This window comes from Thalassospira sp. CH_XMU1458, assembly GCF_037027205.1.
GTDB lineage: Bacteria > Pseudomonadota > Alphaproteobacteria > Rhodospirillales > Thalassospiraceae > Thalassospira > Thalassospira tepidiphila.
The window spans coordinates 949,575-971,086 of record NZ_JAYMDW010000001.1 but is presented as its reverse complement, the minus strand read 5'-3'; the positions used below and the strand labels follow the sequence as shown (position 1 = coordinate 971,086).

Genomic DNA, 21,512 nt, shown 5'->3' with positions numbered 1-21,512 from the left:
GATTTCAAGGCCTTGTGATTGGTCGGTGATGGTGGTTTTCAGGCATGATCAATGTCATGAAAAACCCTCGCCCCCTTTTAAGTGCGCTTGCACTGTTGCTCATGACCGTATCTTCACCCGCAAGGGCTGCTGAAAGTGTTTTGCCGCGCGCGGTCGTCGAACTTTACACGTCCCAAGGATGTAACTCCTGCCCGCCAGCCGATCAGGTTCTGCATGATCTGGCAGATCAGCATGATGATCTTTTGTTGCTGTCCTATCACGTTGATTACTGGAACTATCTTGGTTGGGAAGATCCGTTCTCCGACGCCCGATATAGCGAACGTCAACGCGACTATGCCAATCGCATGCGTGAACGTTACGTCTATACCCCGCAGGTCATCATCAATGGTGATCACGTGGTACGCGCCACCGCCAGACAGCAGATCGAAACCACCAGCACCACGGTTGCCCCGTTGCGCGACCTTGCGGATATCCATCTAAGCACCATTGATCACACGCTTCCGGCAAAGGGCACTGTTTCCTTGCACGGTGTTGGCAAACCAAACCCGGGACAGATTTCGCAGATCTGGTTGATCGGCTTTGATCGCGAACATCAGCGCGATGTGCTTTCAGGCGAAAACGCCGGCAAGCGACTGGTGAATGCCAATGTCGTACGCGACATGATCAGCCTTGGCCAATGGGATGGCACCAGTCAGCAGAAAATCCCGTTTTCCATGAAAGCCGCCTATGACGGGGGGATCGCCGTCTTGATCCAGAACGGGCGTGGCGGCCCGATCATCGGTGCGTCCATGGTCCGTTTCGACGACTGATTCCCTGTTTGATCGTGAGTTTGGATTGATTTGAAACAATGCCAACCCGTCGATTGTCGGTTATTGCATGAATAATACGCTGTAACGCGTTATATCATGACGTGTTACAGAATGAATTTCAGACAATCTAACGGGTTATATGGCTGATTTTAGCGGTTCTGATCTGACCTGCCTCCGCGGCGAAAGACTGGTATTTGGCGGCCTGTCCTTTTCGGCCAGATCCGGTGACGCCGTGATGCTGCGCGGTCGAAATGGTGCCGGGAAATCAAGCCTGTTGCGCCTGATGGCAGGCCTTGTGGCACCGCGTTCTGGTGACCTTCGCTGGAACGGTGAAGACATCGCAGAGGATCGCACCGCCCATCATGCGCGCACCCATTATCTGGGTCATCAGGATGCGATCAAACCGGTTCTGACGGTGCATGATAATTTGCGTTTGTGGGGCCAGTTGCGCGGTGTTCGTGATCTTGAACCTGCAATTGACCGGGCGTTAACAGCCCTTCAAATCCATCATCTTGCACGGGTTACCGGTCGGTATCTTTCAAGTGGCCAGAAACGGCGCACCGCCCTTGCCCGCGTTCTGATCGGGCAAAGCGATCTTTGGTTGCTGGATGAACCCACCGTCGGGCTGGATCGCGAAAGCTGTGCCGAGCTGGCCCAACTGATCACCGAATTTCGTGGCCGCGGTGGCATTGTCGTCTATTCAACCCATATCGATCTTGATGTCGAAAACCCGACCATTCTCGATCTTGATGATTTTGCCATCCCGATGGTCGAATGGCTGGCCGAGCAGGACGACCTCGAAGACATGGCGCCGACAAAGCGTGCAGGCTCATCGCAGGAGGCCGCGCAATGAACGGTTTTCTGGCCATTCTGCAACGTGATCTCCGCCTTGCCCTGCGACAGGGCGCGGATTCCGTGATGGTCGTGGCGTTCTTTATCGTTACCACCACGCTGTTCCCGTTCGGTGTCGGCCCGGAAGTCAATATTCTGGCACGTATCGCATCGGGGGTGATTTGGGTCTCTGCCCTGCTGGCAGCCATGCTGTCGCTCGAACGCGTGTTTCAGGCCGATTACGAAGACGGAACGCTTGAACTTCTGACCTTGTCACCGGTGTCACTCGAACTTCTGATCCTGGGCAAGGTGCTTGCACATTGGCTGACAACCGGCCTTCCATTGATCATTGCGGCCCCACTGATGGCGGTGATGCTCAATATGGATCAGGACGGTTTTGTCACTTTAATGATCGCCATGTTGCTTGGTACACCGGCACTTAGCCTGATCGGGGCGATTGGCGCAGCACTCATACTTGGCGCGCGACGTGGCGGAGTTCTTGTATCACTTCTAGTTTTACCACTATATATTCCGGTACTGATATTTGGGGCCGGTGCAGTTGAGGCCGCCCTGCTTGGAATTTCGGCGACCGCGCAATTACAGATCATGGCCGCCATCCTGCTTTTGACATTGGCAGCCGCACCCTTTGCCACCGCCCATGCCGTACGCCAGGCCATGGAATAAAACAACAAGACGACGAGACGGGATGACCCTTTGCGGATTTCCGCACCAAGGATAAGAAAAATGCATCGCTTTGCTAAACCAAGTGTGTTTTTGAAATTTACAGCCCCGATCCTGCCGTGGCTGTCGGCTCTGACCGTGATCCTGATCGCGGCCGGCCTCTATTTTTCCCTGATCGGATCGCCGGTTGATTACCAGCAAGGCCACACCGTGCGGATCATGTATATCCATGTCCCCGCCGCATGGATGGGGCTGTTTTGCTATGTCGGTATGGCAATTTGCGGCGCGATGAGCCTGATCTGGAAACACCCGTTGGCTGATATCTGCGCGCGCGCCACCGCACCGGTCGGCGCGACCTTTACCGCCCTTTGCCTGATTACCGGATCGCTGTGGGGCGAACCGATGTGGGGCACCTGGTGGGTGTGGGATGCGCGTCTGACATCGATGCTGATCCTGTTGTTCCTGTATCTCGGTTACATGGCGCTGGTGAATGCCTTTGACGATCCGGAACGCGGATCAAAGGCCGGATCGGCGCTGGCACTGGTCGGGGCGGTCAATGTGCCGATTGTCAAATTCTCGGTCGACTGGTGGAATACACTGCATCAACCAGCCTCGATCGTGCGCATGGATGGCCCGGCCGTCGATCCGAGCATGCAATTGCCGCTTGCCCTGATGATCCTTGGTTTCACCTGCTATTACTTCGTTGTTCTGATCCTCAGGGTTCGACTGGAACTGAACGAACGACGCATTCGCGCCCTGCATTTGTCAGGCATGTTTGAAGATCCCGAAACCCCGGCATCGGCAAAAGAACAAGCCTATGAAGCGGGTCACAATGCGGAGGCCAAGCAATGAGTGAATTCTTCTCAATGGGCGGCTATGGCGGCTATATCTGGGCAAGTTACGGCGTTACCGCCCTAGCCATGATCGTTTTGCTGATTGCAACGCTACGCGGCTTACGCAGTAGCCGGATCGAACGCGAACAGCTTGAAGCGGTTTTGCAATCACGGCGCCCCCGCCGAACCAAAAAGACCCAACAGGCATCCTGAACGGAGAACGACTGTGTCACTTTCCCGCGCAAAAATCCGTAAACGCCAACGCATGTATGTCATCGGGGCGATCTTGCTCGCGGTTGGCAGTGCCGCGGCCCTGATGCTGACGGCATTTGAAGATTCGGTGGTGTTCTTCTTCAGCCCGACCGAAATCGCCGAGAAATCACCGATTGACCCCGATCAGCGTTTGCGGATTGGCGGCCTTGTGGTTGAAGGGTCGGTTGCAAAACAGGATGATGGGCAAACCATCGCCTTCGTCGTCACTGACATGGCCGAAAGTGTGCCGGTTTCCTATCGCGGGATCTTGCCTGATCTGTTTCGCGAAGGTCAGGGTGTTGTCGCCGAAGGCCATATGAACAGCGACGGTACCTTTGTCGCATCCGAAGTTCTGGCCAAGCATGATGAAAACTACATGCCGCCTGAAGTCGCCGAATCGCTTAAGAAAAGCGGTTATTGGGAAGAAATCGAAGCCAAGAACGCCGAACAAATGCGCAATTAAGCCACATTCTGCCGCCATAAAGCCCGACCATACGCGCAAGAAAAACATAGCCGCGACCATTGCCCCTTGATCTGTACCCGACCGATCGGGCAATAGGGCGCAGGGGAACTATTGGGGAAGTCATAGACGCACATGTTTGCAGAGTTAGGACATTTTGCCCTGCTGCTGATGGTGGTCACGGGAATTGGACAGGCGATCCTGTTCAGCCCGCTTTGGCTACGTGCATCGCTGCTCATGCTCTCCCCGCAACGGGCTTCTGCCACACCGGCAGGCAGCCCCGCCTTTTCCGATGACGATGATAATGACGGTGCTTTCGGGCAGACTACGGTAAAACCGGCCAGTCTGTTTCTTTTGCCTGCGGTCATTCTGATACTTGGCCTTCTGGCCGAGGGGGCGTTGATCAATGCCTTTATCGTTAGTGACTTCACCCTGCCCATCGTCTCGAACGTCAGTCATTCATCGACACCATTGCTTTATCGCATTGGGGCGGCTTTTACCCCCGATGGCGGGGCCATGCTGCTGTGGCTTCTGGCCCTTTCACTGGTCAATCTTCTGATTGCCATCCAACTGCGCAGTTCTGCGGCCATCTGTACCGATCGCTTTGCGCGCAATGCCCTTTCCGTTCTTGGCGCACTGATCACAATTCTTGGTGTCGTGACACTGATTGATGCCGACCCGTTCCTGCGCGTCACTGTTGCGCCACTTGACGGTCGTGGGATGAACCCGCAAAGCCAGGACCTTCTTAAAGTTCTGCGTGAACCGTTTCTTTATCTTGGTCTGGCGGGGCTTGCCGGTATCTTTGCCATGACACTGGCCGGGTTGCTTGACCGCAAGATTGACCGCCGGTTTGCCGAAACCATGCGATCCTGGACCATTATTTCCTGGGTCTGCCTTGGCACCGCGATTGCGATCAATGCCTATCGCTCCTACAGCGAACAGGCATGGGGTGGCTGGTGGTACTGGGATACGGCGGAAAACAGCCTTCTGTTACCATGGTTGCTGGCAACCGCCCTTTTGCATTGCCGGGCTGTTTTGGAAAAAACCGAAACCCTGCGCGCCTGGACAGCCTTTCTGGGCATCACTACGCTTGCGGTGGGATGGTTCGGGGTCTACCTGACCCGATCAGATCTGTTTGCGCCCCTGCCCGAAACACAGCTTCTGCCGATTGACAGTACCGGACTTCTGGTCGCGTTCTGTCTGGTGTTTGCGGTCGCCTATTACCTGTTCTGGCGATCTGTCGATCAGATGGGCGATGGTCGCGGTTTTGATGTCATTTCGCGCGAAAGTGCGATGTTCCTTAACAGCGTGATGCTGTCGCTGGTTGCTGCTGTCGTGCTGATCGGAACGATTTATCCACTGGTTTTGCAATGGATTACGGGCGACCCGATCACGGTCGGTGCGCCGTTCTATGTCAAAGCTCTGATCCCGATTGTTCTGCCCTTGCTGTTTCTGATGGCCTTTGCGCCAGCACTGCGCTGGCGACAGGATGAAGTCTGGATGATCGGGCGGCGCATGAAGCTTGCAGCCATCCTGTCGCTCATCACGGTGCTGTTCGTTTCCATCCGCTTTATCGACCTGTCCCCCGCACCGCTGATCGGTATCGGTCTTGCCGGTTGGGTTCTGACCGCGTCGCTAAGTGATCTGTGGGCGCGGCTTTGGCGTCACCCTGAATACGGCGAAAGCAAATATCGCAATCTGCAACTTCTGGGTCCGCGCTATATCAGCATGACCCTTTCCCATATCGGCCTTGCAATCCTGATTGCAGGTGGATCGGCCAGCAGCATCTGGGAAGAACAGGTTGTTGTCTCTGCCCGTGCCGGACAAAGCATTCAGGCAGGCCCCTATAACCTGCAATATGAAGGTGTCTCGCTTCTGGCTGGTGAAAACTATGCCACCCGTCAGGCGACCTTTATCCTGTATCGGCACTCCCTGCCGGTCACCGAACTTTTCCCTGAAATTCGCTATTACCCGATCCGTGGCGTTGAAACCCGCGAAGCCGATATCTGGCATGGTCGCGATGGCGATCTGCATGTCTCGATCGGTGACCGTGATGATGACGGCGGCCGGGTGGTAACGGTTCATTATTTGCCCATGATGCCCTGGGTCTGGGGTGGCATGTTATTGATGTTGATCGGTGGATGTTTCAGCATCCTCACGCGCGTAATCCTGCGCTTCAAGAAGACTGGAGTTCCCGCTTCATGAGATTTTCGATCGCTGTCATTCCGCTGGTTTTGTTTGCCGCACTGGCCGGGGTGTTCTTGTTAAACATCGACAAGGATGCATCGGTTGTGCCATCGGTCCTGATCGATAAACCGGCACCGGAATTCTCGCTGCCGCCACTACCGGGTCGGGACAAGGGCCTGTCGCGCGCTGACCTAACCAAGGGCGAGGTATCGGTTCTGAACGTCTTTGCAAGCTGGTGCGTCCCGTGCCGCGCAGAACATCCGCTGATCAAACGATTGTCACGCGAAGCCGACGTTCCGGTCTATGGCCTGAATTACAAGGAAAAGGATCCCGAGGACGGCGTGAAATGGCTGGCCGAACTTGGCGATCCCTATGCTGCTGTCGGCATGGATCTGTCGGGCCGGACCGGCATTGATTTTGGTGTCTATGGCGTTCCGGAAACCTTCATCATCGATGGCACCGGCCAAATCAGATACAAACATGTCGGGCCTGTTACGGTCGAAGTCCTTGAAAAAGTCCTGCTGCCGAAAATCGCGGAGTTAAAGGGATGATAAGCCGCTTTAAACTTGTTTTTGGGGCACTTGCCATTCTGGTTCCGGTCATTGCATCGAACCCGGCATTTGCGGTCAACCCCGATGAAATGCTGTCCAACCCGGTTCTTGAAGAACGCGCGCGCGAAATCAGCAAGGAACTGCGTTGCCTTGTCTGTCAGAATCAGTCGATTGATGATTCTGATGCCGAACTGGCGCGTGATCTGCGCGTGCTGGTGCGTGAACGTCTTGTTGCCGGCGACGATAATGAAGAGGTCATTGACTATATCGTTGCGCGCTATGGCGACTATGTCCTTTTGAACCCGCCGCTAAAACCGGAAACCTATATTCTGTGGGCAAGCCCGGCTGTACTGGTGGTGCTGGCTTTGCTGGCGGTCTTTGCATTCTATCGCCGCAAGCAGCGCGAAGGTTCAACGGCATCTGCATCCCTGTCAAAAGACGAACAGGAACGTCTGGACGAACTTCTTGGCACTTCAAATGATGACGGCAAGTCCTGATGAAACGTGATCGCCTGACATATCGTCAACCGGTCGGAGGTTTCGCGTGATCTGGGTTGGCTTGACGGTTCTGGCAGTTCTGGCGGGTTCTGCACTCTATGCGAGCCTGCCGAAATCCGACGGGCACGGATCGCGTGCGCGCCGTCTGACGTTTGCCGCACTGCCGGTCATCGCGGCACTGGGTCTTTATGCGATCATTGGCAGCCCAACCCTGCCATCGCGGCCCTATGCAGACCGTGCCGGTGAACGCAACCTGGCCGCAGCCGCGGCCGTTGCCGACAACGCCACCGACCCGGATTTCAAAACCGATCAACAGATCAGGCGTTTGCTTAATCAGATTGTCGTCTCGCTTGAGGTAAACCCGCGCAATCTTCAAGGCTGGGTCGCGCTCGCACGTGGATCGCTCCGCCTTGGCAATATTGAACGGGCCGTTGCCGCCTTTGCGCAGGCCTATGCCCTTTCGGGTCACAATCCGTTGCTTGCCATCGAATATGCCGATACCCGCATCACCGCCCAAGATGGCCAGATCGACAGTACATCACGCGATCTTGTGCTTCATGCCCTTGGGCAAATGCCCAACCATCTGTTGGCGCGCTACTATTACGGCATGATGCTGAAACAAAATGGCAAATCCGATCAGGCGCTTCGCGTGCTTAGTGACCTTTATCGCGACCTTCCCAAGGACGACCCGCTTGGCAACGCCACCGAAAGCGAAATCAAGGCCCTGCAATCCAGGGCAGATGCCGTCATCAGCGCCGACTAGTCTGAATTGCGGGAACTAGGCCGCGAACAGATAAAGCACCCCAAGCAACACCGCGACAATCAGAACCAATGTCCCGCCCAGTGCCATCAGCTTTATGATCGGATGAAGATTATCAAGTTCGCCCGGCTGCGGCGCATTCCCGACGCCATTTGCCGATGACTGCCCCTCGTTAAACCGTCGCAACGCTTCTTCGCCGCTCATGGGCGGCATCTTGATACGATCAAGGACCGTCCCCTGATCGGGGCGACGGTCCTTGTCATGTGATGGGTGCTTTTGCGGGGTATCGCCGTTACTGGCTGTCATCTCAGGTGATTGTGCTTAACGCTGCGCTGTCAGGCCGCGATCATTTTCCTGATCCTGCGGCTGATAGGTTGGCCATTCACCGGCCGCCAGAAGATCAAGCGACGGCGTTTCCTGACCGAACCGCGAACGATACATCCAAAGGTTTGCCATCACGCGTTCGATGAACAGTCGGGTTTCGCGCGACGGAATGCTTTCGATGAAATACAGCGGATCGACATTATCCTTAAGCGCCTTCTGCCAACGGCCAAGATTGCCAATGCCACCGTTATAGGCCGCCATCAACTGCAAGAAGCCGTTATCAACGCCATTCTGTTCAAGCAGGTGATCAACATATTTCTGCCCAAGTGACAGGTTGATTTCCGGCTGATACAGCTCGGCACGCTTTTCACCGCGGTAACGGGTATTGCCGATATAGCTTGCCGTTGCCGGCATCAGTTGCATCAAACCACGCGCACCGGCATGACTGCGGGCGTCGGTGTTGAAACCTGATTCCTGACGCATGAAGGCATAAATCACCGCCCGGTCAACTTCGTAACCACCTTCCGGCTCCCATGGCGGGACCGGATAAAGCGCGTTTACAAACACATCCCCAGTCTTCTGCGCGATGTAACTACCAAGGCGCATGGTCAGAGATGCAAAGTTGGCGGTATCGGTCAGCGCCAGAACAGCACGGCGCAGCGAATCATCATCTTTTGCCGCGGCCTTGCGCAATTCACGTTCGGCTTCATCGCGCTGCCCGATCTGCAACAGCGAAAGCGCACGACGCCCATGCGGATCAAGCTTCAGCTTGTTGGCACGGTTTTCATCAAGTTCCAGGCTATCCCAGTCAAAGACGTCATCACGGCCAAGTGCGCGCATCGCCAACTGACCATAGAACGAGCGCGGATATTCCGCCGCGCGGTTCAACATGGCATCGGCCTCTTCGAACCGGCCTGCGGCCAGATCAATACGCCCTGCCCAGAACGCACCGGCGGTCCGGGTCCAGCTGGATGCATATTTATTGGTGCTCAGCGCTGCAAAATGGGCGTGCGATTCATCCATCTTGCCCAGACGCCAGGCGGTCAGGCCCGCCGTCCAATGCGCCTGCGGCAGATACTTGCCCGAACGCTTTGCCGCTTCACCGGCATATTTCAACGCAAGGTCCGGTTTACCAAAGTAATAGTAACCAGAGGCAATTGCCGCCTTGGCATGGTCCTGCTCATAGGCATCAAAAAGACGCTGTGCTTCGTCACTTTCAAGAACTTCCAGCGCGCCGGTCGGCCAGCCACTGCCGATGCGATGGCGAATGCGACTTTTCAGGGTCGCGACGCGCGAACGTTGCTTGGATGACAGCTTCTTAGACGACTTGTGATAATAGGGCGTGATGTTCTCGTAATCATAACCGGCACCCGAAACATAGCTGCCCACAGGCTTTTTCGGATAATTGGCCGATCCGCGACGTGTCAGCGCAAGTTTGTAGATGCGCGGTGCCTGCGGATGATCGGCATAACTGGCAAGCCAGTCTTTCAGTTCCTTGTAACGCGAACGGTAGGCCGTCGGATGCAGATAACGCTGCGCCATCACGTGCCCCATCAGGACATCATCAGACAGGCGCGAAATCAGGCGGTCGGCATCTTGCCAACGGCCCTGTTCCTGAACGGCAAAAATCTGTTCGTAAAGTTCGGCGTCACGTTCGGAAAGTGGCTTGGGGATTACAGTCGAAAGCGCGTCATCCAGAACCGGGCTGCCAAGGGCTGCCTGTTCCTGCGTGCTGGCAGCAGCAGGTGACGTGGCCCCCATGACGGTCATGGTGCCAAGAAACGCGAAGAATAGGCCCTGCCTTAAGGTGCTTTTGACACCCGGCAGGCGTGTTCTTATTGCTTCGATCAAAATTAGTTTCCCCAACGAGACTTGTTTTCAAGCCGCGTGTTTATCCCGAAGCAGTTTGGTCTCGCAACCCGTTGCCTGCGGTGTTCCCCCTCGTGCAACGGCGTCCCTTATAGCAGCAAACAGCCAAACCGCGAAATCATTTATCTGGAATCAAGCACTTGGCGCACTCCAGAATATGCATCCCGAACGCATGCATATCTCCCATGCATACAGTCAGTTTATCGCCAATTCCTTAAAGCTTTTGTGCAATCGCGCGCAAATCACGCCAGGCAAGGCGTTTCTGTTCCGGCGTGCGCAGAAGATAGGCCGGATGGAACATCGCGGTCAGGTCAGCCTTTTTGCCATCGGCAAAGGAAACTTCCTTCCACGTGCCGCGCAAACGCGTGATCCCGCGATCTTCTTCCATCAGGGTTTTGGCCGAACTACCGCCAAGACACACCACAACCTTTGGCCCGATCAATTCAAGATGACGGCGCACAAACGGTTCACACACCGCGACTTCGGCTGTGGTCGGCTGGCGGTTTCCCGGTGGCCGCCATGGCAGGATATTGGTGATGTAAACTTCTTCGCGCGCCAAGCCGATGGATCGCAACATGGCATCCAGCAACTTGCCACTTGGCCCGACGAACGGCAGTCCCTGTCGGTCCTCTTCGGCACCGGGTGCTTCACCGACCAGAACCAGCTTGGCCTCGACATTGCCGGTACCAAAAACGGTATTGCTGGCGGACTTCTTAAGGGCACAGCCTTCAAACTTTTCAATTGCTGCCTTGAGTTCCTCAAGACTGTTTGCCGCGGCCGCCGCATCACGTGCGGACTGGCGTGCTTCATGCGGCGTGTCAGACAGTAAAAAACCACCATCCGCGCCAGCCGGGATTGGTGCCGGACCGTTGCCAGCCGCCTGTGCCGGACGGGCCGACGCCCCTGACGGACGCTGCGGGTTGGTGCCCGCATTCGCGCCAAAACCGGGCCGGTTCGCCGCGTTCTGACGCAGGCTTTCGGACGCCTTGAAACGGTCAAGCGGCTCGTCGGCGATGGCCTCGTCCGCGCCCATTTCAAATTGCCAGACAAGGGCCTCGAACGGGTCGAGATTATTTACATCAAAGTCTGTAATTGGTTTGCTCATCTACACTAAGGCGATGTATGTTGCACCGCGAACGGGATCGCAGCTGCTGCTTGGGACGACCTTATACGATTTTGGGTCCTTTGTGCCAGAGTACAAACGCGACACCGTTCGTGACTATGGATTGTCAACTGATCCCATGATCGGTATAGCTGTATTCATAGAGAATTATGAGAGAATTCAGGGCTTGGGCGAGACTCTGAACGGTGAATACCGGCTCACGGCCAACGAACGGAAACAGTTCGATACGGTCGCCAGCCAAAGGAGAGAGGCCAAATGGAACGGGAATCCATGGAATTTGACGTGGTCGTTGTTGGCGCCGGTGTATCCGGTCTGTCAGCGGCCATCAAGCTGATGCAACTCGCCCAGGAACAGGAAAAAGAAATCACCGTCTGTGTGGTTGAAAAAGGTTCCGAGGTCGGCGCACACACCCTTTCAGGGGCCGTGATGGAGCCGCGCTCGATCAATGAACTTTTCCCGGACTGGAAAGAACGCGGCGCACCGCTGAACGTGCCGGCTGGCGAAGACCAGTTCATGATGCTGAGCGAAACCGGCGCTAAAAAGCTGCCGACCCCGCCGCAAATGCACAATAAAGGCAACTATATCGTAAGCCTTGGCAATGTTTGCCGCTGGCTTGGCGAACAGGCCGAGGCCCTTGGTGTTGAAGTTTATCCGGGCTTTGCCGCCGCCGAAGTTCTGTTTAACGAAGACGGATCGGTCAAGGGTATCGCCACGGGTGATATGGGCCTTTCGCGTGATGGCACGCCGGGCCCGAACCATGAACCGGGTATGGAACTGCATGCCAAATACACCTTCTTTGCCGAAGGGTGCCGTGGTTCGTTGTCCGAACAGTTGATTAAGAAATTTGATCTGCGCAAAAATTCCGATCCGCAAACCTATGGCATCGGCATCAAGGAACTTTGGGAAGTAGATCCCGAAGTCCACAAGGAAGGCCTGATCCAGCACACCGTTGGCTGGCCGCTTGATAAGGACACCTATGGCGGGTCGTTCCTCTATCACCTTGATAACAATCAGGTGGTTGTCGGTTTCGTGATCGGTCTTGATTACGAAAACCCGCATCTCAGCCCGTTTGATGAATTCCAGCGTTTCAAGACGCATCCTGAAATCCGCAAGATCTTCGAAAACGGTCGTCGCATCTCGTACGGCGCACGTGCGCTGAACGAAGGCGGTTTCCAGTCGATCCCCGATCTTGTCTTCCCGGGTGGTTGTCTGATCGGCTGTTCGGCGGGCTTCATGAACGTGCCGAAAATCAAGGGTTCGCACACCGCGATGAAGACCGGCATGCTGGCCGCCGAGGCCGCGTTTGAGGCCCTGACTGCCGACGAAACGCCTGCACAGATGGACAGCTACCCGCAGCGTCTGAAAGACAGCTGGGTCTATCCGGAACTGCACAAGGTGCGTAACATCCGCCCGAGCTTCGCCAAATGGGGCTTCTGGGGTGGCATGGCCTACAGTGCGGTTGATACCTACCTGTTCGGCGGCAAGGCCCCATGGACCTTTAAAAACCATGCGGATCATGCCTGCCTGAAGCCAGCAGCAGAAATGCCAAAGATCGACTATCCGAAACCGGATGGGAAAATCAGCTTCGACAAGCTGTCATCGGTCTTCCTGTCCAACACCAACCACAGCGAAGATCAGCCGATCCACCTGACGCTGAAAGATGCAAGTGTTCCGGTCAACACCAACCTTGCCGTCTATGACGGGCCCGAGGCACGTTTCTGCCCGGCCGGTGTCTATGAATTCGTCGAAGACGAAGACAATGGTGGCAAGCGCCTGCAGATCAACGCGCAGAACTGCGTGCATTGCAAAACCTGTGACATCAAGGACCCGACCCAGAACATCGTTTGGGTCGTCCCCGAAGGTGGCGGCGGCCCGAACTACCCGAATATGTAAGCCTTTTTGGCTTTCCTCATACAAATAAGGGCCGCTTCTTGCGGCCCTTATTATTTAGTCTGATGATTTGATCACTTGGTCATTTGATCATTCCGGCGCATAGCCAAAGGCAACCGGCGGATTTGCCGCGGTTTCGGTCCAGACACTTTTGGGCTGCATATATTCCATCAAACCTTCCTTGCCGCTGGATCGGCCATAGCCACTATGTCCAAACCCGCCAAATGGCGACATGACATTGATGGTCTTATAGCTATTAATCCAGAACGTCCCGGCCCGCACATTGGCTGCCACCCGGTGCGCGCGATCCACCGCGCCAGTCCACACCGCACCGGCCAGGCCAAATTTGCTGTCATTTGCGATGGCAATGGCTTCGGCCTCGTCCTCAAACGGAATGACCGAAACAACCGGGCCAAAGATTTCGTCACGCGCAATCGACATGTCGTTGCGGACATTGCCAAGAACCGTCGGACGCAAGAAATACCCATCGGCACAAGCGCCCCCATCCGGGCGGGCACCACCTGCAAGAATTTCGGCCCCTTCGGCACGCCCCGCCGCGATCAGGCGATTTACCGTCTGATACTGGGCATCATTGTTGATCGGGCCAATCTGGGTTGCGGTATCAAGCGGATCGCCCACCGGAATATGATTGGCACCCGTAACCAGCATTTCCTGGAACTGATCCAACACGGAACGCTGAACCAACAGGCGCGAACCGGCAACACAGCTTTGCCCGGCTCCGCTAAAGATCGCGGCCTGCGCGCCAGTCACGGCACGCTTAAGATCGGCATCTTCGAACACGATGTTTGCCGATTTCCCGCCAAGCTCAAGAACACAAGGCACGATATTCTGGGCGGCTTGGGCCGCGATAACAGAGCCGGTTTTGGGGGATCCGACAAAGACAACCTTACGGGTGGCATCGTGGGTTGTCGCCGCAACACCCGTGGTATGGCCCAATCCTGCCAGCACCGAAATCACCCCATCAGGCAAACCTGCCTTTTTCGACAGAACACCAAGCGCAACAGAGGTCAGCGGCGTCATTTCCGACGGTTTAAGAACCGCTGCATTGCCCGCACACAAGGCCGGGGCCAACTGCCAACCGGCCGTGAAGATCGGCGCGTTCCAGGGCGTTATTTGCGTAACAACGCCATATGGCTCGGGGCGGGTATAGTTCAGATGGCTTGTCGGCACCGGAATGACATCGCCATGAAGCTTGTCCGCCCAACCGGCATAATATTCAAACATCTCAGCGACTTTAAGCACCTCGACCCGCGTATCGCGGATCGGTTTACCGGCAGAAACGCATTCCAGAAGTGCCAGCTGTTCAAGATGATCGCGGACCTGGGCACCAATTTTCCAAAGAATACGGCCACGTTCAGCTGCCGTCATTGCCCACCAGGCACGCTGTCCGGCAACCGCCGCCTTCATAGCAGCGTCCACGACATCGCCACCAGCATCCTTGAAGGTCATAAAAGCCTTGCCGGTTGCAGGATCGATCAATTGGACATCATCACCTGTGCCCGGCATGATCGCACCATTGACCCAACTGCCAACAACACCATCCGCAAAGAACGGTGCCATGGCCATGGCATAGTCACGCGTCATCAGTTTATCTGCGCTGCTCATTGTCATTCTCCTGCCTTGGCGGTCTTGGTGTTTGCAGTCAATTCGGTGATGCGATTGAAATCCATGTCATCGGAAAGCGCCGCTGCACTGTCCTGCCAAATCTGTCCCGCCAGTTCACTGACCGGAAGCGCCACGTCCTTTTGCGATGCCAAGGCCATGGCAAGGCGCATATCCTTGCGCATCAACCCCATGCTAAAGCCACTGTCAAACTGCCCGGTAAGAACCCATTTCGGATAATTGACTTCGCTGACAGCACTGCGCCCTGAACCGGCATTAAGTGCGGATATCAGGTAGTTGGTATCCACCCCGGCCGCCTTGCCCAGTGCGACAGCCTCGCGCATGGTCAAAAGATGGGTCGCAACAAGCATGTTGTTGATAATCTTGACGGCGTGACCAGCCCCCACCGGGCCAACATGGGTAATCTTGCCACCCAGAACTGAAAGGATCGGCATCGCCTTGGCAAAGCCGGCATCATCGCCGCCAACCATCATGGTCAGTTGCCCACTATTGGCACCAGCGGGGCCACCACTGACCGGCGCATCAATCAGGACATGACCGATCACACGCAAAGCCGCGTCAAGTTCGCGGGTTACATCGGGTTCAGACGTTGTCGTATCAATGATCAGGCGCGGCGCAAGATCACAAGATGCAAGGCCATTATCCCCGGTCAGAACGGTTTGCACGTGGCGTGCTGTCGGCAAGGAAAGAATTATGGTCTCACAGGCGCTAAAAAGTTCCTGTTGGGTGGCAACGATGGTCACACCATCGCGCGCAGCATCCGCCTGGCGTTCGACGGAAAGGTCAAACCCGGTTACCGCGTGGCCCTCGCGCAAAAGTGTGCGCGCCATACCAAGTCCCATATTTCCAAGCCCAATGACCCCGACGGTTCCGCTGCCATTGATGTGTGTTTGTGTCACGATTGCTGCCTCTTTGCTGCTTTGGGGTCGTTACGCGCTGTATCAAAGGTGACAATCTTCACCTTTGAACGCCCTTTTCCGCCCTTTTCTGTTTTGATTTCCTGATCAACTTCCGGCGGAAGCACCGCTGTTTCAAGATCAATTGCCGGAACATGTTGTTGCCGAAACAGCAACAGATATGCTCTGATTACGACATCGCCCCACAATTCGAAGCCCCGATATGAAGATCGATGACAAACCTCTCCGTTATTTTTTGGCTGTTTTCGAAGCCGGCTCGATCCGGACTGCTGCCGAGAACTTGCGTATTGCCCCCTCCGCAATCAGTCGACAGATCTCAAGCCTTGAGGCGCATCTGAATACGCTTTTGATGGAACGCACCAAACGCGGGATCATCTTTACCGAAACGGGGCATATGGTTGCGGCGCATGCACGCAAGCGCATTGAAATCGACGAAGCATTTGCGGTTGATCTTGCCGCCGCCCGTGGCGCCATTGCCGGGACGGTGCGCATCGCAACCGGGGAAGGCTTTGTTGTCGATCTTGTTAATCACGTGATCCGCCCTCTGCGCGACGAGTTCCCCGATATTCGGCTTGAAGTCGATGTTGCCGGAACCGAAAAGATCACCCATGGCATTCTGCGCGATGACTATGATCTGGGGCTGGTTTTCAACCCGCCGCGCACGCCAGAGCTTGAATTACTTGCAGAAAACCACAGCCCGCTTTGCGTGCTGGTCCCGCCGGAATTTGCCCTTGCCTCCAAGCAAAGCTGCAAACTGAATGAAACGCTGAATTATCCGGCCGCCTTGCTGGATCAGAATTTCGGGGTGTCCAAACTTTTGGCAAATGCCGATCCGGGAAATCGCGTTGCGCGGGATGCTTTTCTGACCGCCGATTCGATCAATGTTGCCATTCACTTTGTCCTGTCGGGGGGCGGTATTACCTATCTGCCTGCGTTTGCGGTATCACGACAACTACGCAGAGGAGAAGTCGTCGCCATCCCGATGACCGATCCCTTCCTCGCGCGTGTTCCTTCACACTTGCTGGTGCGCAAGGAGCGCCCCAAAACCGCCGCAGTGCGGGCTGTTACAGGCATGATCCGGGATCGGATGGAGGCATTTGGCTCTGCATGGTATCCCGAAGAACACGAATAACCTTGCGTGACCTGTTGCCATTTCGGCAACAGAAGCATCCCAAAATGGCACTTGCCCATGAATCGGCATGTTCCCATTCTCGGTCGGAAATTCCGGATCTAAAAATGGCAAAACGATGAATTTTGCGTCGCCGGATTTTACAGGGATGACAAGGCGCGTTTGGTTTCCCGCAACAATGGGAAAGGTGTCCTTGCGTCGTAAACGCCACTGTCTGTCAAGGAGACTGGGAAATGAATGCGCTTCGGGGACAAATGGGGCTATGGAAGCTTCATTTAGCCGTTATCATCATTGGGGCAATCGCCGAACTGATCGGCATCCGCAAAATTCCGTTGGGAATTGGGGCAATTCTTCTGTTGCCGCTGCTTTATGCCTTTATCATGGCTGCCCTTATGAATCCGAATGTCATGCCTAAATTTGGCAAGTTCATCGGTGAAAAAGAAGTCAAGGCGGCCTCACCGCTGATCGTCATTGCGATCATGCCGTTCATCGCCAAATTCGGAACCACCATCGGCCCTGCAATCGAAACCATCATCGAAGCGGGTCCTGCGCTGTTGCTTCAGGAACTTGGGAACCTTGGCACGATTGTTCTGGCATTCCCGCTTGCGGTTTGGGGTCTGAAAATGGGCCGTGAGGCCATTGGTGCGACCTTCTCGATCGCACGTGAACCGAACCTTGCCATCATTGCCGACCGTTACACGCTTAAAAGCCCGGAAGGTGCGGGTGTCATGGGCGTTTATGTGATCGGTACGCTTTTCGGGACCTTCATTTTCGCCATTCTGGCGTCACTGTTTGCCAGCATTGATGTTTTTGATCCGCGCGCGCTTGCAATGGCATGCGGGATCGGCAGCGGATCAATGATGGCGGCCTGCACTGGTGCGCTGACCGAAGTTGTCCCGGCCATGAAGGACGAAATCCTTGCACTTGCCGGGGCGAGCAACCTTTTAACCTATGCAACAGGTCTTTATGCCGGACTGTTTATTGCTCTTCCGATCGTTGAAAAACTCTATAACGCGACGGCTGGTAAGCGTGACCTTGCCGCTGCTGACAACAAGGGGGCTTGATCATGTCTGATAGCGTTGTTGCAAAAGAAACCACCCGCCCGAAAATTGATCTTGTCGATCATGCTGTCGTCCTGATCATTGTCTGCCTTGTCGGACTGGTGATGAACACAGTCGGACCGGCGATACCGTTGATGGACGGATTTATGGGCATGATCGTGATCTATTTGATCTCGATGGTTGGCCTTATCCTGACCCGCTTTGCGCCGTTCTATCTGCCAAGCGTTGCATGGATTTCGTTGGTCGGCATTGTCGCGACCCTTCCCTGGACCCCGGGTTCGGAATGGATCGTCGCACAGGCCAAGTCGGTTAACTTCCTGGCCCTTGCCACCCCGGCGCTTGCTTATGCCGGCTTTGCGATTGCCAAAAAGGAAATCGAAGTTGCCAAACATTCCGGCTGGAAACTGGCACTGGTTGCCTGCCTTGTCTTCCTTGGCACCTATGCCGGTTCGGTTCTTGTTGCCGAAGCGATCCTGAAACTTCAGGGTATCTGATCACATCGTGTAACCGGGACCATCTGAAATATGGTGATCCCGGTGTTAAGTTACCGGGTTCACGCCCGCACATATCATCCAAAATCGAGTATGCAGATGTCTGTCCCTTCTTGCTCCCTTCATCCTCGCGCCACCGAACTTGTCGATGAATTCATCAGTTGGCGTCACCATCTGCATGCTCACCCTGAAACCGCATTTGAAGAAAACCTGACCAGTGCCTTTGTCGCAGAAAAGCTGAAATCCTTTGGCTTGGAAGTCAAAACCGGCATCGCCAAGACAGGCGTTGTCGCAACCCTGCATGGCAACAAAGGGGCTGGAAAGCGGATCGGGCTTCGCGCCGACATGGATGCACTTGATATCCATGAAACAACCAATCTGCCCTACGCGTCAAAGCATCCGGGGAAAATGCATGCCTGTGGTCATGATGGCCATATGACCATGCTGCTTGGTGCCGCCAAAATTCTTGCTGAAAACCCGGATTTTGCCGGAACGGTTGATTTTATTTTCCAGCCTGCCGAAGAAAACGAAGGCGGCGGACGCGAAATGGTCAAAGAGGGCCTGTTTGACAGCCATCCGGTCGATACGGTTTATGGCATGCATAACTGGCCGGGCCGCGATATCGGCACCATGGCCGTCAAGGCTGGCCCGATGATGGCAAGCTATGACGTGTTTGAAATCGTGATTGAGGGCAAAGGGTGCCACGCGGCCATGCCCCATCTCGGACATGATCCGATTACAACAGCAGGTCAGGTTCTGCTAGCACTGCAAACCATCGTCGCACGCGAAATCAATCCTTTGAAAAGCGCTGTGATTTCGCCCACGCAGATTTTCGGCGGTGACACCTGGAACGTAATCCCCAACAGCGCGACCATTCGCGGCACTGTGCGCACATTCGACCCTGATATTCAGGATGTTATCGAAGCGCGTCTGGTCGACACAGCCAAACACACCGCACAGGCCTTGGGCTGCGATGCCCGCGTGAATTATCAACGCCGCTATCCGGCAACAATCAACAGCCAGGCAGAATCCGAAATCGCCCTTGCGGTGGCATCGAAGATTGTCGGCGCAGATCAGGTGGACACCAATCCTGAACCGTCCATGGCCAGCGAAGATTTCGCCTTCATGCTGAATGTCAAACCGGGTTGCTATATCTGGCTCGGTAATGGCCCGACGGATGGCGACCGGTTGCTTCATAACGCCGCATATGACTTCAATGATGACGCAATCACGCATGGTGTCAGCTATTGGATTGCACTGGTCAAAGAAGCCCTGTCGCAGGACTGACGACATATTATCCTGCGCGCCGCATTCCCGTGTGAGTGATCCCATTCAAAGATAGCGGTTTGTCGTTGTTGCAAATGCTTTGCCTTATAATTGCCGACTGAGTAGGCTAATCCCGAAATTCACTATGGCGACGCGCCAGATCTGGCGTCGCCGAACCCGAATTGCGGACGCAGGAAAAGCCTTTGAAACGTAAATTGTTACATCTCCTCATCCCGATGACGGCTATTGCGCTTTCGGCCTGTGGCACCATGCCACAGAACAGCGACGATGCCGTTTTCGAGTATCCGCAATCCAACGGGTTTTCGGGCAATTTCCTGGCTGGCAAGGCCGCCCAGATGGAAAGCCGGTCGGACTACGCAGCGCAATATCTATTGCGCGCCCATCAACTCGACCCTGACAATGCCGAGCTGCGCCGCCGTGCCTTCCTGGCATTGATCAGCGACGGGCGCATCAGCGATGCCGTCGACATTGCCACCAGCTTGCAAACCGAAAACGATCAGGACCTGTTTGCCGCCCTGACCGTAATGGATGCCGCCATTCGCGAAGATCGTTATCAGGATGCGCTTGATATTGTCTCAAGCCTGCCCGAACGGGGCATCAATGCCCTGATTGCGCCGCTGGCAAAGGCCTGGCTTTACACCGGCCTTGATCAAAAAGACGCGGCAATGACCGCCCTTGATGGCATGCAGGGCAATGGCGCGCTTAACCCGCTGTCGGAATACCATCGCGGTCTGATCCTGGCGCATTTTGGTGATTTTGATGCTGCCGAACGCGCCCTTGCCAGTGCCTATGGCGACCCGGCCGACGCGCCGCTTCGCGCTGCCGAGGCCCTTGGTGCCGTCTATGAGCGTAAAGGCCAAGTGCAAAAGGCGTCCCTTCTGTATGAAAGCTATATGGATCGGCATCCGCAATCGCTTGCCATGCCGTTCCATCTGGCGCGGCTTGATCGCAAAGAACCGCCGATCGCCACCATGCTGACCCCGGCAGAGGGTCTGGCAGAGGCCTATCTCGATATCGCCACCCTGCTTAGTCAGGAAAACGCGGTTGATCCATCCTTGCTGATGGCGCGCTATTCGCTGTCGCTACGTCCCGATGATGACATTACCCGCCTTCTGGTTGGCGAAGTGATGGAAATTCAGAACCGTTTTGAAACGGCAATTGAGGTTTACAAAGGGATCCCGCGCTCATCCCCGCATAGCTGGAACGCGCGGCTTCGCACCGCCTCAAGCCTTGAGCAGATCGGTCGCGCGGATGAGGCGATTGATATCCTAAAAGACATGGTCAGCGAACGCCGAGATCGCCCGGATGCGCTGATCCAGCTTGGCGATATCCTCCGCATTCAGCAGCAATATGGCCCGGCTGCAGACGCCTATGACAAGGCGATTGAACGGCTTGGTGGCCAGACCCAGGTTGGCTGGCGTTTGCTGTATCGTCGCGGCATTGCCCACGAACGTGCCGGGGACTGGGCCAAGGCCGAGGCAGATTTCCTTCAGGCGCTCGAAATCGAACCGGAACAACCCTATGTGCTCAACTATCTTGGTTATAGCTGGGTTGATATGGGCATGAATTTCGATCAGGCCGAAGACATGCTTAAACGCGCCGTCGAATTGCAGCCTGATGATGGCTATATCGTCGATAGTCTGGGGTGGGTTTACTACAAGCTTGGCCGGTTCGAAGATGCGGTCGAACAGCTTGAAAAGGCGGTCGAACTGAAACCCGACGATCCGACCATCAATGATCATCTGGGGGATGCCTATTGGCAGATCGGGCGCTATCACGAGGCCCGCTTCCAGTGGCACCGTGCCCTGTCCTTCAATCCGACCGAAGAACTGCGCAGTACCGTCGAAGCCAAGATCAATGGTCAGGTACCAAGCGTGGCCCCGACCGTCGTAAACTGACGCATTTGGGAAGAAACG

Annotated in this window: 22 protein-coding genes; 16 read left to right on the top strand and 6 right to left on the bottom strand. The window is 55.5% G+C overall.

Annotated features, from left to right (window positions below; all coding sequences use genetic code 11):
• Window positions 1–56 precede the first annotated feature (56 nt).
• From WBY09_RS04395 to WBY09_RS04350, 10 genes are all read left to right on the top strand, one after another.
• Window positions 57–809: a DUF1223 domain-containing protein gene (locus tag WBY09_RS04395; RefSeq protein ID WP_252723984.1), complete on the top strand. Its 753-nt coding sequence runs from the start codon at window positions 57–59 to the stop codon at window positions 807–809.
• A 139-nt stretch (window positions 810–948) separates the two neighbouring features.
• Window positions 949–1,662 (top strand): heme ABC exporter ATP-binding protein CcmA, encoded by a 714-nt coding sequence (gene ccmA, locus WBY09_RS04390; protein ID WP_197146010.1) that lies wholly within the window; start codon window positions 949–951, stop codon window positions 1,660–1,662.
• A complete protein-coding gene (ccmB, locus tag WBY09_RS04385; RefSeq protein WP_008889228.1) occupies window positions 1,659–2,324 on the top strand; it encodes a heme exporter protein CcmB in 666 nt (221 codons plus the stop codon). Before ccmA ends, ccmB begins: the two co-directional genes overlap by 4 nt.
• A 60-nt stretch (window positions 2,325–2,384) precedes the next feature.
• On the top strand, window positions 2,385–3,173 hold the full coding sequence (locus WBY09_RS04380) for a heme ABC transporter permease (protein ID WP_197146011.1): 789 nt from the start codon (window positions 2,385–2,387) through the stop codon (window positions 3,171–3,173).
• Window positions 3,170–3,367 carry a heme exporter protein CcmD gene (gene ccmD / locus WBY09_RS04375; protein WP_008889226.1) on the top strand — a complete coding sequence of 66 codons (198 nt, stop codon included), beginning with the start codon at window positions 3,170–3,172 and terminating at the stop codon, window positions 3,365–3,367. Before WBY09_RS04380 ends, ccmD begins: the two co-directional genes overlap by 4 nt.
• Window positions 3,368–3,380: 13 nt before the next feature.
• Window positions 3,381–3,869: a cytochrome c maturation protein CcmE gene (ccmE, locus tag WBY09_RS04370; protein ID WP_008889225.1), complete on the top strand. Its 489-nt coding sequence runs from the start codon at window positions 3,381–3,383 to the stop codon at window positions 3,867–3,869.
• A gap of 132 nt (window positions 3,870–4,001) precedes the next feature.
• A complete protein-coding gene (locus tag WBY09_RS04365; RefSeq protein ID WP_197146012.1) occupies window positions 4,002–6,071 on the top strand; it encodes a heme lyase CcmF/NrfE family subunit in 2,070 nt (689 codons plus the stop codon).
• A complete protein-coding gene (locus WBY09_RS04360; RefSeq protein ID WP_008889223.1) occupies window positions 6,068–6,604 on the top strand; it encodes a DsbE family thiol:disulfide interchange protein in 537 nt (178 codons plus the stop codon). Before WBY09_RS04365 ends, WBY09_RS04360 begins: the two co-directional genes overlap by 4 nt.
• Window positions 6,601–7,101: a cytochrome c-type biogenesis protein gene (locus tag WBY09_RS04355; RefSeq protein WP_336232098.1), complete on the top strand. Its 501-nt coding sequence runs from the start codon at window positions 6,601–6,603 to the stop codon at window positions 7,099–7,101. Before WBY09_RS04360 ends, WBY09_RS04355 begins: the two co-directional genes overlap by 4 nt.
• Before the next feature lie 46 nt (window positions 7,102–7,147).
• On the top strand, window positions 7,148–7,864 hold the full coding sequence (locus tag WBY09_RS04350; protein WP_336232097.1) for a tetratricopeptide repeat protein: 717 nt from the start codon (window positions 7,148–7,150) through the stop codon (window positions 7,862–7,864).
• Window positions 7,865–7,879: 15 nt separating this feature from the next.
• On the opposite strand, the gene WBY09_RS04345 is transcribed toward WBY09_RS04350, so the two are convergent.
• The 3 genes from WBY09_RS04345 to WBY09_RS04335 all read right to left on the bottom strand — a co-directional run bounded on the left by WBY09_RS04345 (window position 7,880) and on the right by WBY09_RS04335 (window position 11,159).
• Window positions 7,880–8,167, bottom strand: a complete 288-nt coding sequence (locus tag WBY09_RS04345; RefSeq protein ID WP_064779824.1) for a hypothetical protein — start codon at window positions 8,165–8,167, stop codon at window positions 7,880–7,882.
• A gap of 15 nt (window positions 8,168–8,182) precedes the next feature.
• Window positions 8,183–10,036: a lytic transglycosylase domain-containing protein gene (locus tag WBY09_RS04340; RefSeq protein WP_197146016.1), complete on the bottom strand. Its 1,854-nt coding sequence runs from the start codon at window positions 10,034–10,036 to the stop codon at window positions 8,183–8,185.
• Between the two features lie 232 nt (window positions 10,037–10,268).
• Complete coding sequence (locus WBY09_RS04335) at window positions 10,269–11,159, bottom strand: uracil-DNA glycosylase (protein WP_336232096.1); 891 nt, start codon at window positions 11,157–11,159, stop codon at window positions 10,269–10,271.
• A 273-nt stretch (window positions 11,160–11,432) separates the two neighbouring features.
• Here WBY09_RS04335 and WBY09_RS04330 point away from each other — a divergent pair, with 273 nt between their 5' ends.
• A complete protein-coding gene (locus tag WBY09_RS04330; protein WP_336232094.1) occupies window positions 11,433–13,070 on the top strand; it encodes an electron transfer flavoprotein-ubiquinone oxidoreductase in 1,638 nt (545 codons plus the stop codon).
• Window positions 13,071–13,157: 87 nt separating this feature from the next.
• Here the strand turns inward: WBY09_RS04330 and WBY09_RS04325 are convergent, their stop codons facing one another.
• Genes WBY09_RS04325 through WBY09_RS04315 form a run of 3 tightly spaced genes read right to left on the bottom strand, consistent with a single transcriptional unit; the run spans window position 13,158 to window position 15,816 of the window.
• On the bottom strand, window positions 13,158–14,693 hold the full coding sequence (locus tag WBY09_RS04325; RefSeq protein WP_336232093.1) for an aldehyde dehydrogenase family protein: 1,536 nt from the start codon (window positions 14,691–14,693) through the stop codon (window positions 13,158–13,160).
• Window positions 14,694–14,695: 2 nt separating this feature from the next.
• On the bottom strand, window positions 14,696–15,610 hold the full coding sequence (locus WBY09_RS04320) for an NAD(P)-dependent oxidoreductase (protein ID WP_336232092.1): 915 nt from the start codon (window positions 15,608–15,610) through the stop codon (window positions 14,696–14,698).
• Window positions 15,607–15,816 (bottom strand): hypothetical protein, encoded by a 210-nt coding sequence (locus WBY09_RS04315; RefSeq protein WP_336232091.1) that lies wholly within the window; start codon window positions 15,814–15,816, stop codon window positions 15,607–15,609. The genes WBY09_RS04320 and WBY09_RS04315 overlap by 4 nt, the downstream gene beginning before the upstream one ends.
• 14 nt (window positions 15,817–15,830) lie before the next feature.
• Here WBY09_RS04315 and WBY09_RS04310 point away from each other — a divergent pair, with 14 nt between their 5' ends.
• From WBY09_RS04310 to WBY09_RS04290, 5 genes are all read left to right on the top strand, one after another.
• Complete coding sequence (locus tag WBY09_RS04310; protein WP_008889214.1) at window positions 15,831–16,760, top strand: LysR family transcriptional regulator; 930 nt, start codon at window positions 15,831–15,833, stop codon at window positions 16,758–16,760.
• A 230-nt stretch (window positions 16,761–16,990) separates the two neighbouring features.
• Window positions 16,991–17,821: a DUF3100 domain-containing protein gene (locus tag WBY09_RS04305; RefSeq protein WP_120224224.1), complete on the top strand. Its 831-nt coding sequence runs from the start codon at window positions 16,991–16,993 to the stop codon at window positions 17,819–17,821.
• Between the two features lie 2 nt (window positions 17,822–17,823).
• A complete protein-coding gene (locus tag WBY09_RS04300; protein ID WP_008889212.1) occupies window positions 17,824–18,312 on the top strand; it encodes a hypothetical protein in 489 nt (162 codons plus the stop codon).
• A gap of 96 nt (window positions 18,313–18,408) precedes the next feature.
• Entirely contained in the window at window positions 18,409–19,596 is a 1,188-nt protein-coding gene (locus tag WBY09_RS04295) for a M20 aminoacylase family protein (protein WP_336232088.1), read from the top strand.
• A 182-nt stretch (window positions 19,597–19,778) separates the two neighbouring features.
• Window positions 19,779–21,494, top strand: coding sequence for a tetratricopeptide repeat protein (locus WBY09_RS04290; protein WP_336232087.1), 1,716 nt, complete (start codon window positions 19,779–19,781; stop codon window positions 21,492–21,494).
• The last annotated feature ends 18 nt before the right edge of the window (window positions 21,495–21,512 follow it).

Bases quoted from the DNA above. Each gene is read 5' to 3' on its own strand.
- WBY09_RS04395 (WP_252723984.1), top strand. From the start codon at position 57: ATGAAAAACCCTCGCCCCCTTTTAAGTGCGCTTGCACTGTTGCTCATG.
- ccmA (WP_197146010.1), top strand. From the start codon at position 949: ATGGCTGATTTTAGCGGTTCTGATCTGACCTGCCTCCGCGGCGAAAGA.
- ccmB (WP_008889228.1), top strand. From the start codon at position 1,659: ATGAACGGTTTTCTGGCCATTCTGCAACGTGATCTCCGCCTTGCCCTG.
- WBY09_RS04380 (WP_197146011.1), top strand. From the start codon at position 2,385: ATGCATCGCTTTGCTAAACCAAGTGTGTTTTTGAAATTTACAGCCCCG.
- ccmD (WP_008889226.1), top strand. From the start codon at position 3,170: ATGAGTGAATTCTTCTCAATGGGCGGCTATGGCGGCTATATCTGGGCA.
- WBY09_RS04365 (WP_197146012.1), top strand. From the start codon at position 4,002: ATGTTTGCAGAGTTAGGACATTTTGCCCTGCTGCTGATGGTGGTCACG.
- WBY09_RS04360 (WP_008889223.1), top strand. From the start codon at position 6,068: ATGAGATTTTCGATCGCTGTCATTCCGCTGGTTTTGTTTGCCGCACTG.
- WBY09_RS04355 (WP_336232098.1), top strand. From the start codon at position 6,601: ATGATAAGCCGCTTTAAACTTGTTTTTGGGGCACTTGCCATTCTGGTT.
- WBY09_RS04345 (WP_064779824.1), bottom strand. From the start codon at position 8,167: ATGACAGCCAGTAACGGCGATACCCCGCAAAAGCACCCATCACATGAC.
- WBY09_RS04335 (WP_336232096.1), bottom strand. From the start codon at position 11,159: ATGAGCAAACCAATTACAGACTTTGATGTAAATAATCTCGACCCGTTC.
- WBY09_RS04330 (WP_336232094.1), top strand. From the start codon at position 11,433: ATGGAACGGGAATCCATGGAATTTGACGTGGTCGTTGTTGGCGCCGGT.
- WBY09_RS04325 (WP_336232093.1), bottom strand. From the start codon at position 14,693: ATGAGCAGCGCAGATAAACTGATGACGCGTGACTATGCCATGGCCATG.
- WBY09_RS04310 (WP_008889214.1), top strand. From the start codon at position 15,831: ATGAAGATCGATGACAAACCTCTCCGTTATTTTTTGGCTGTTTTCGAA.
- WBY09_RS04305 (WP_120224224.1), top strand. From the start codon at position 16,991: ATGAATGCGCTTCGGGGACAAATGGGGCTATGGAAGCTTCATTTAGCC.
- WBY09_RS04300 (WP_008889212.1), top strand. From the start codon at position 17,824: ATGTCTGATAGCGTTGTTGCAAAAGAAACCACCCGCCCGAAAATTGAT.
- WBY09_RS04295 (WP_336232088.1), top strand. From the start codon at position 18,409: ATGTCTGTCCCTTCTTGCTCCCTTCATCCTCGCGCCACCGAACTTGTC.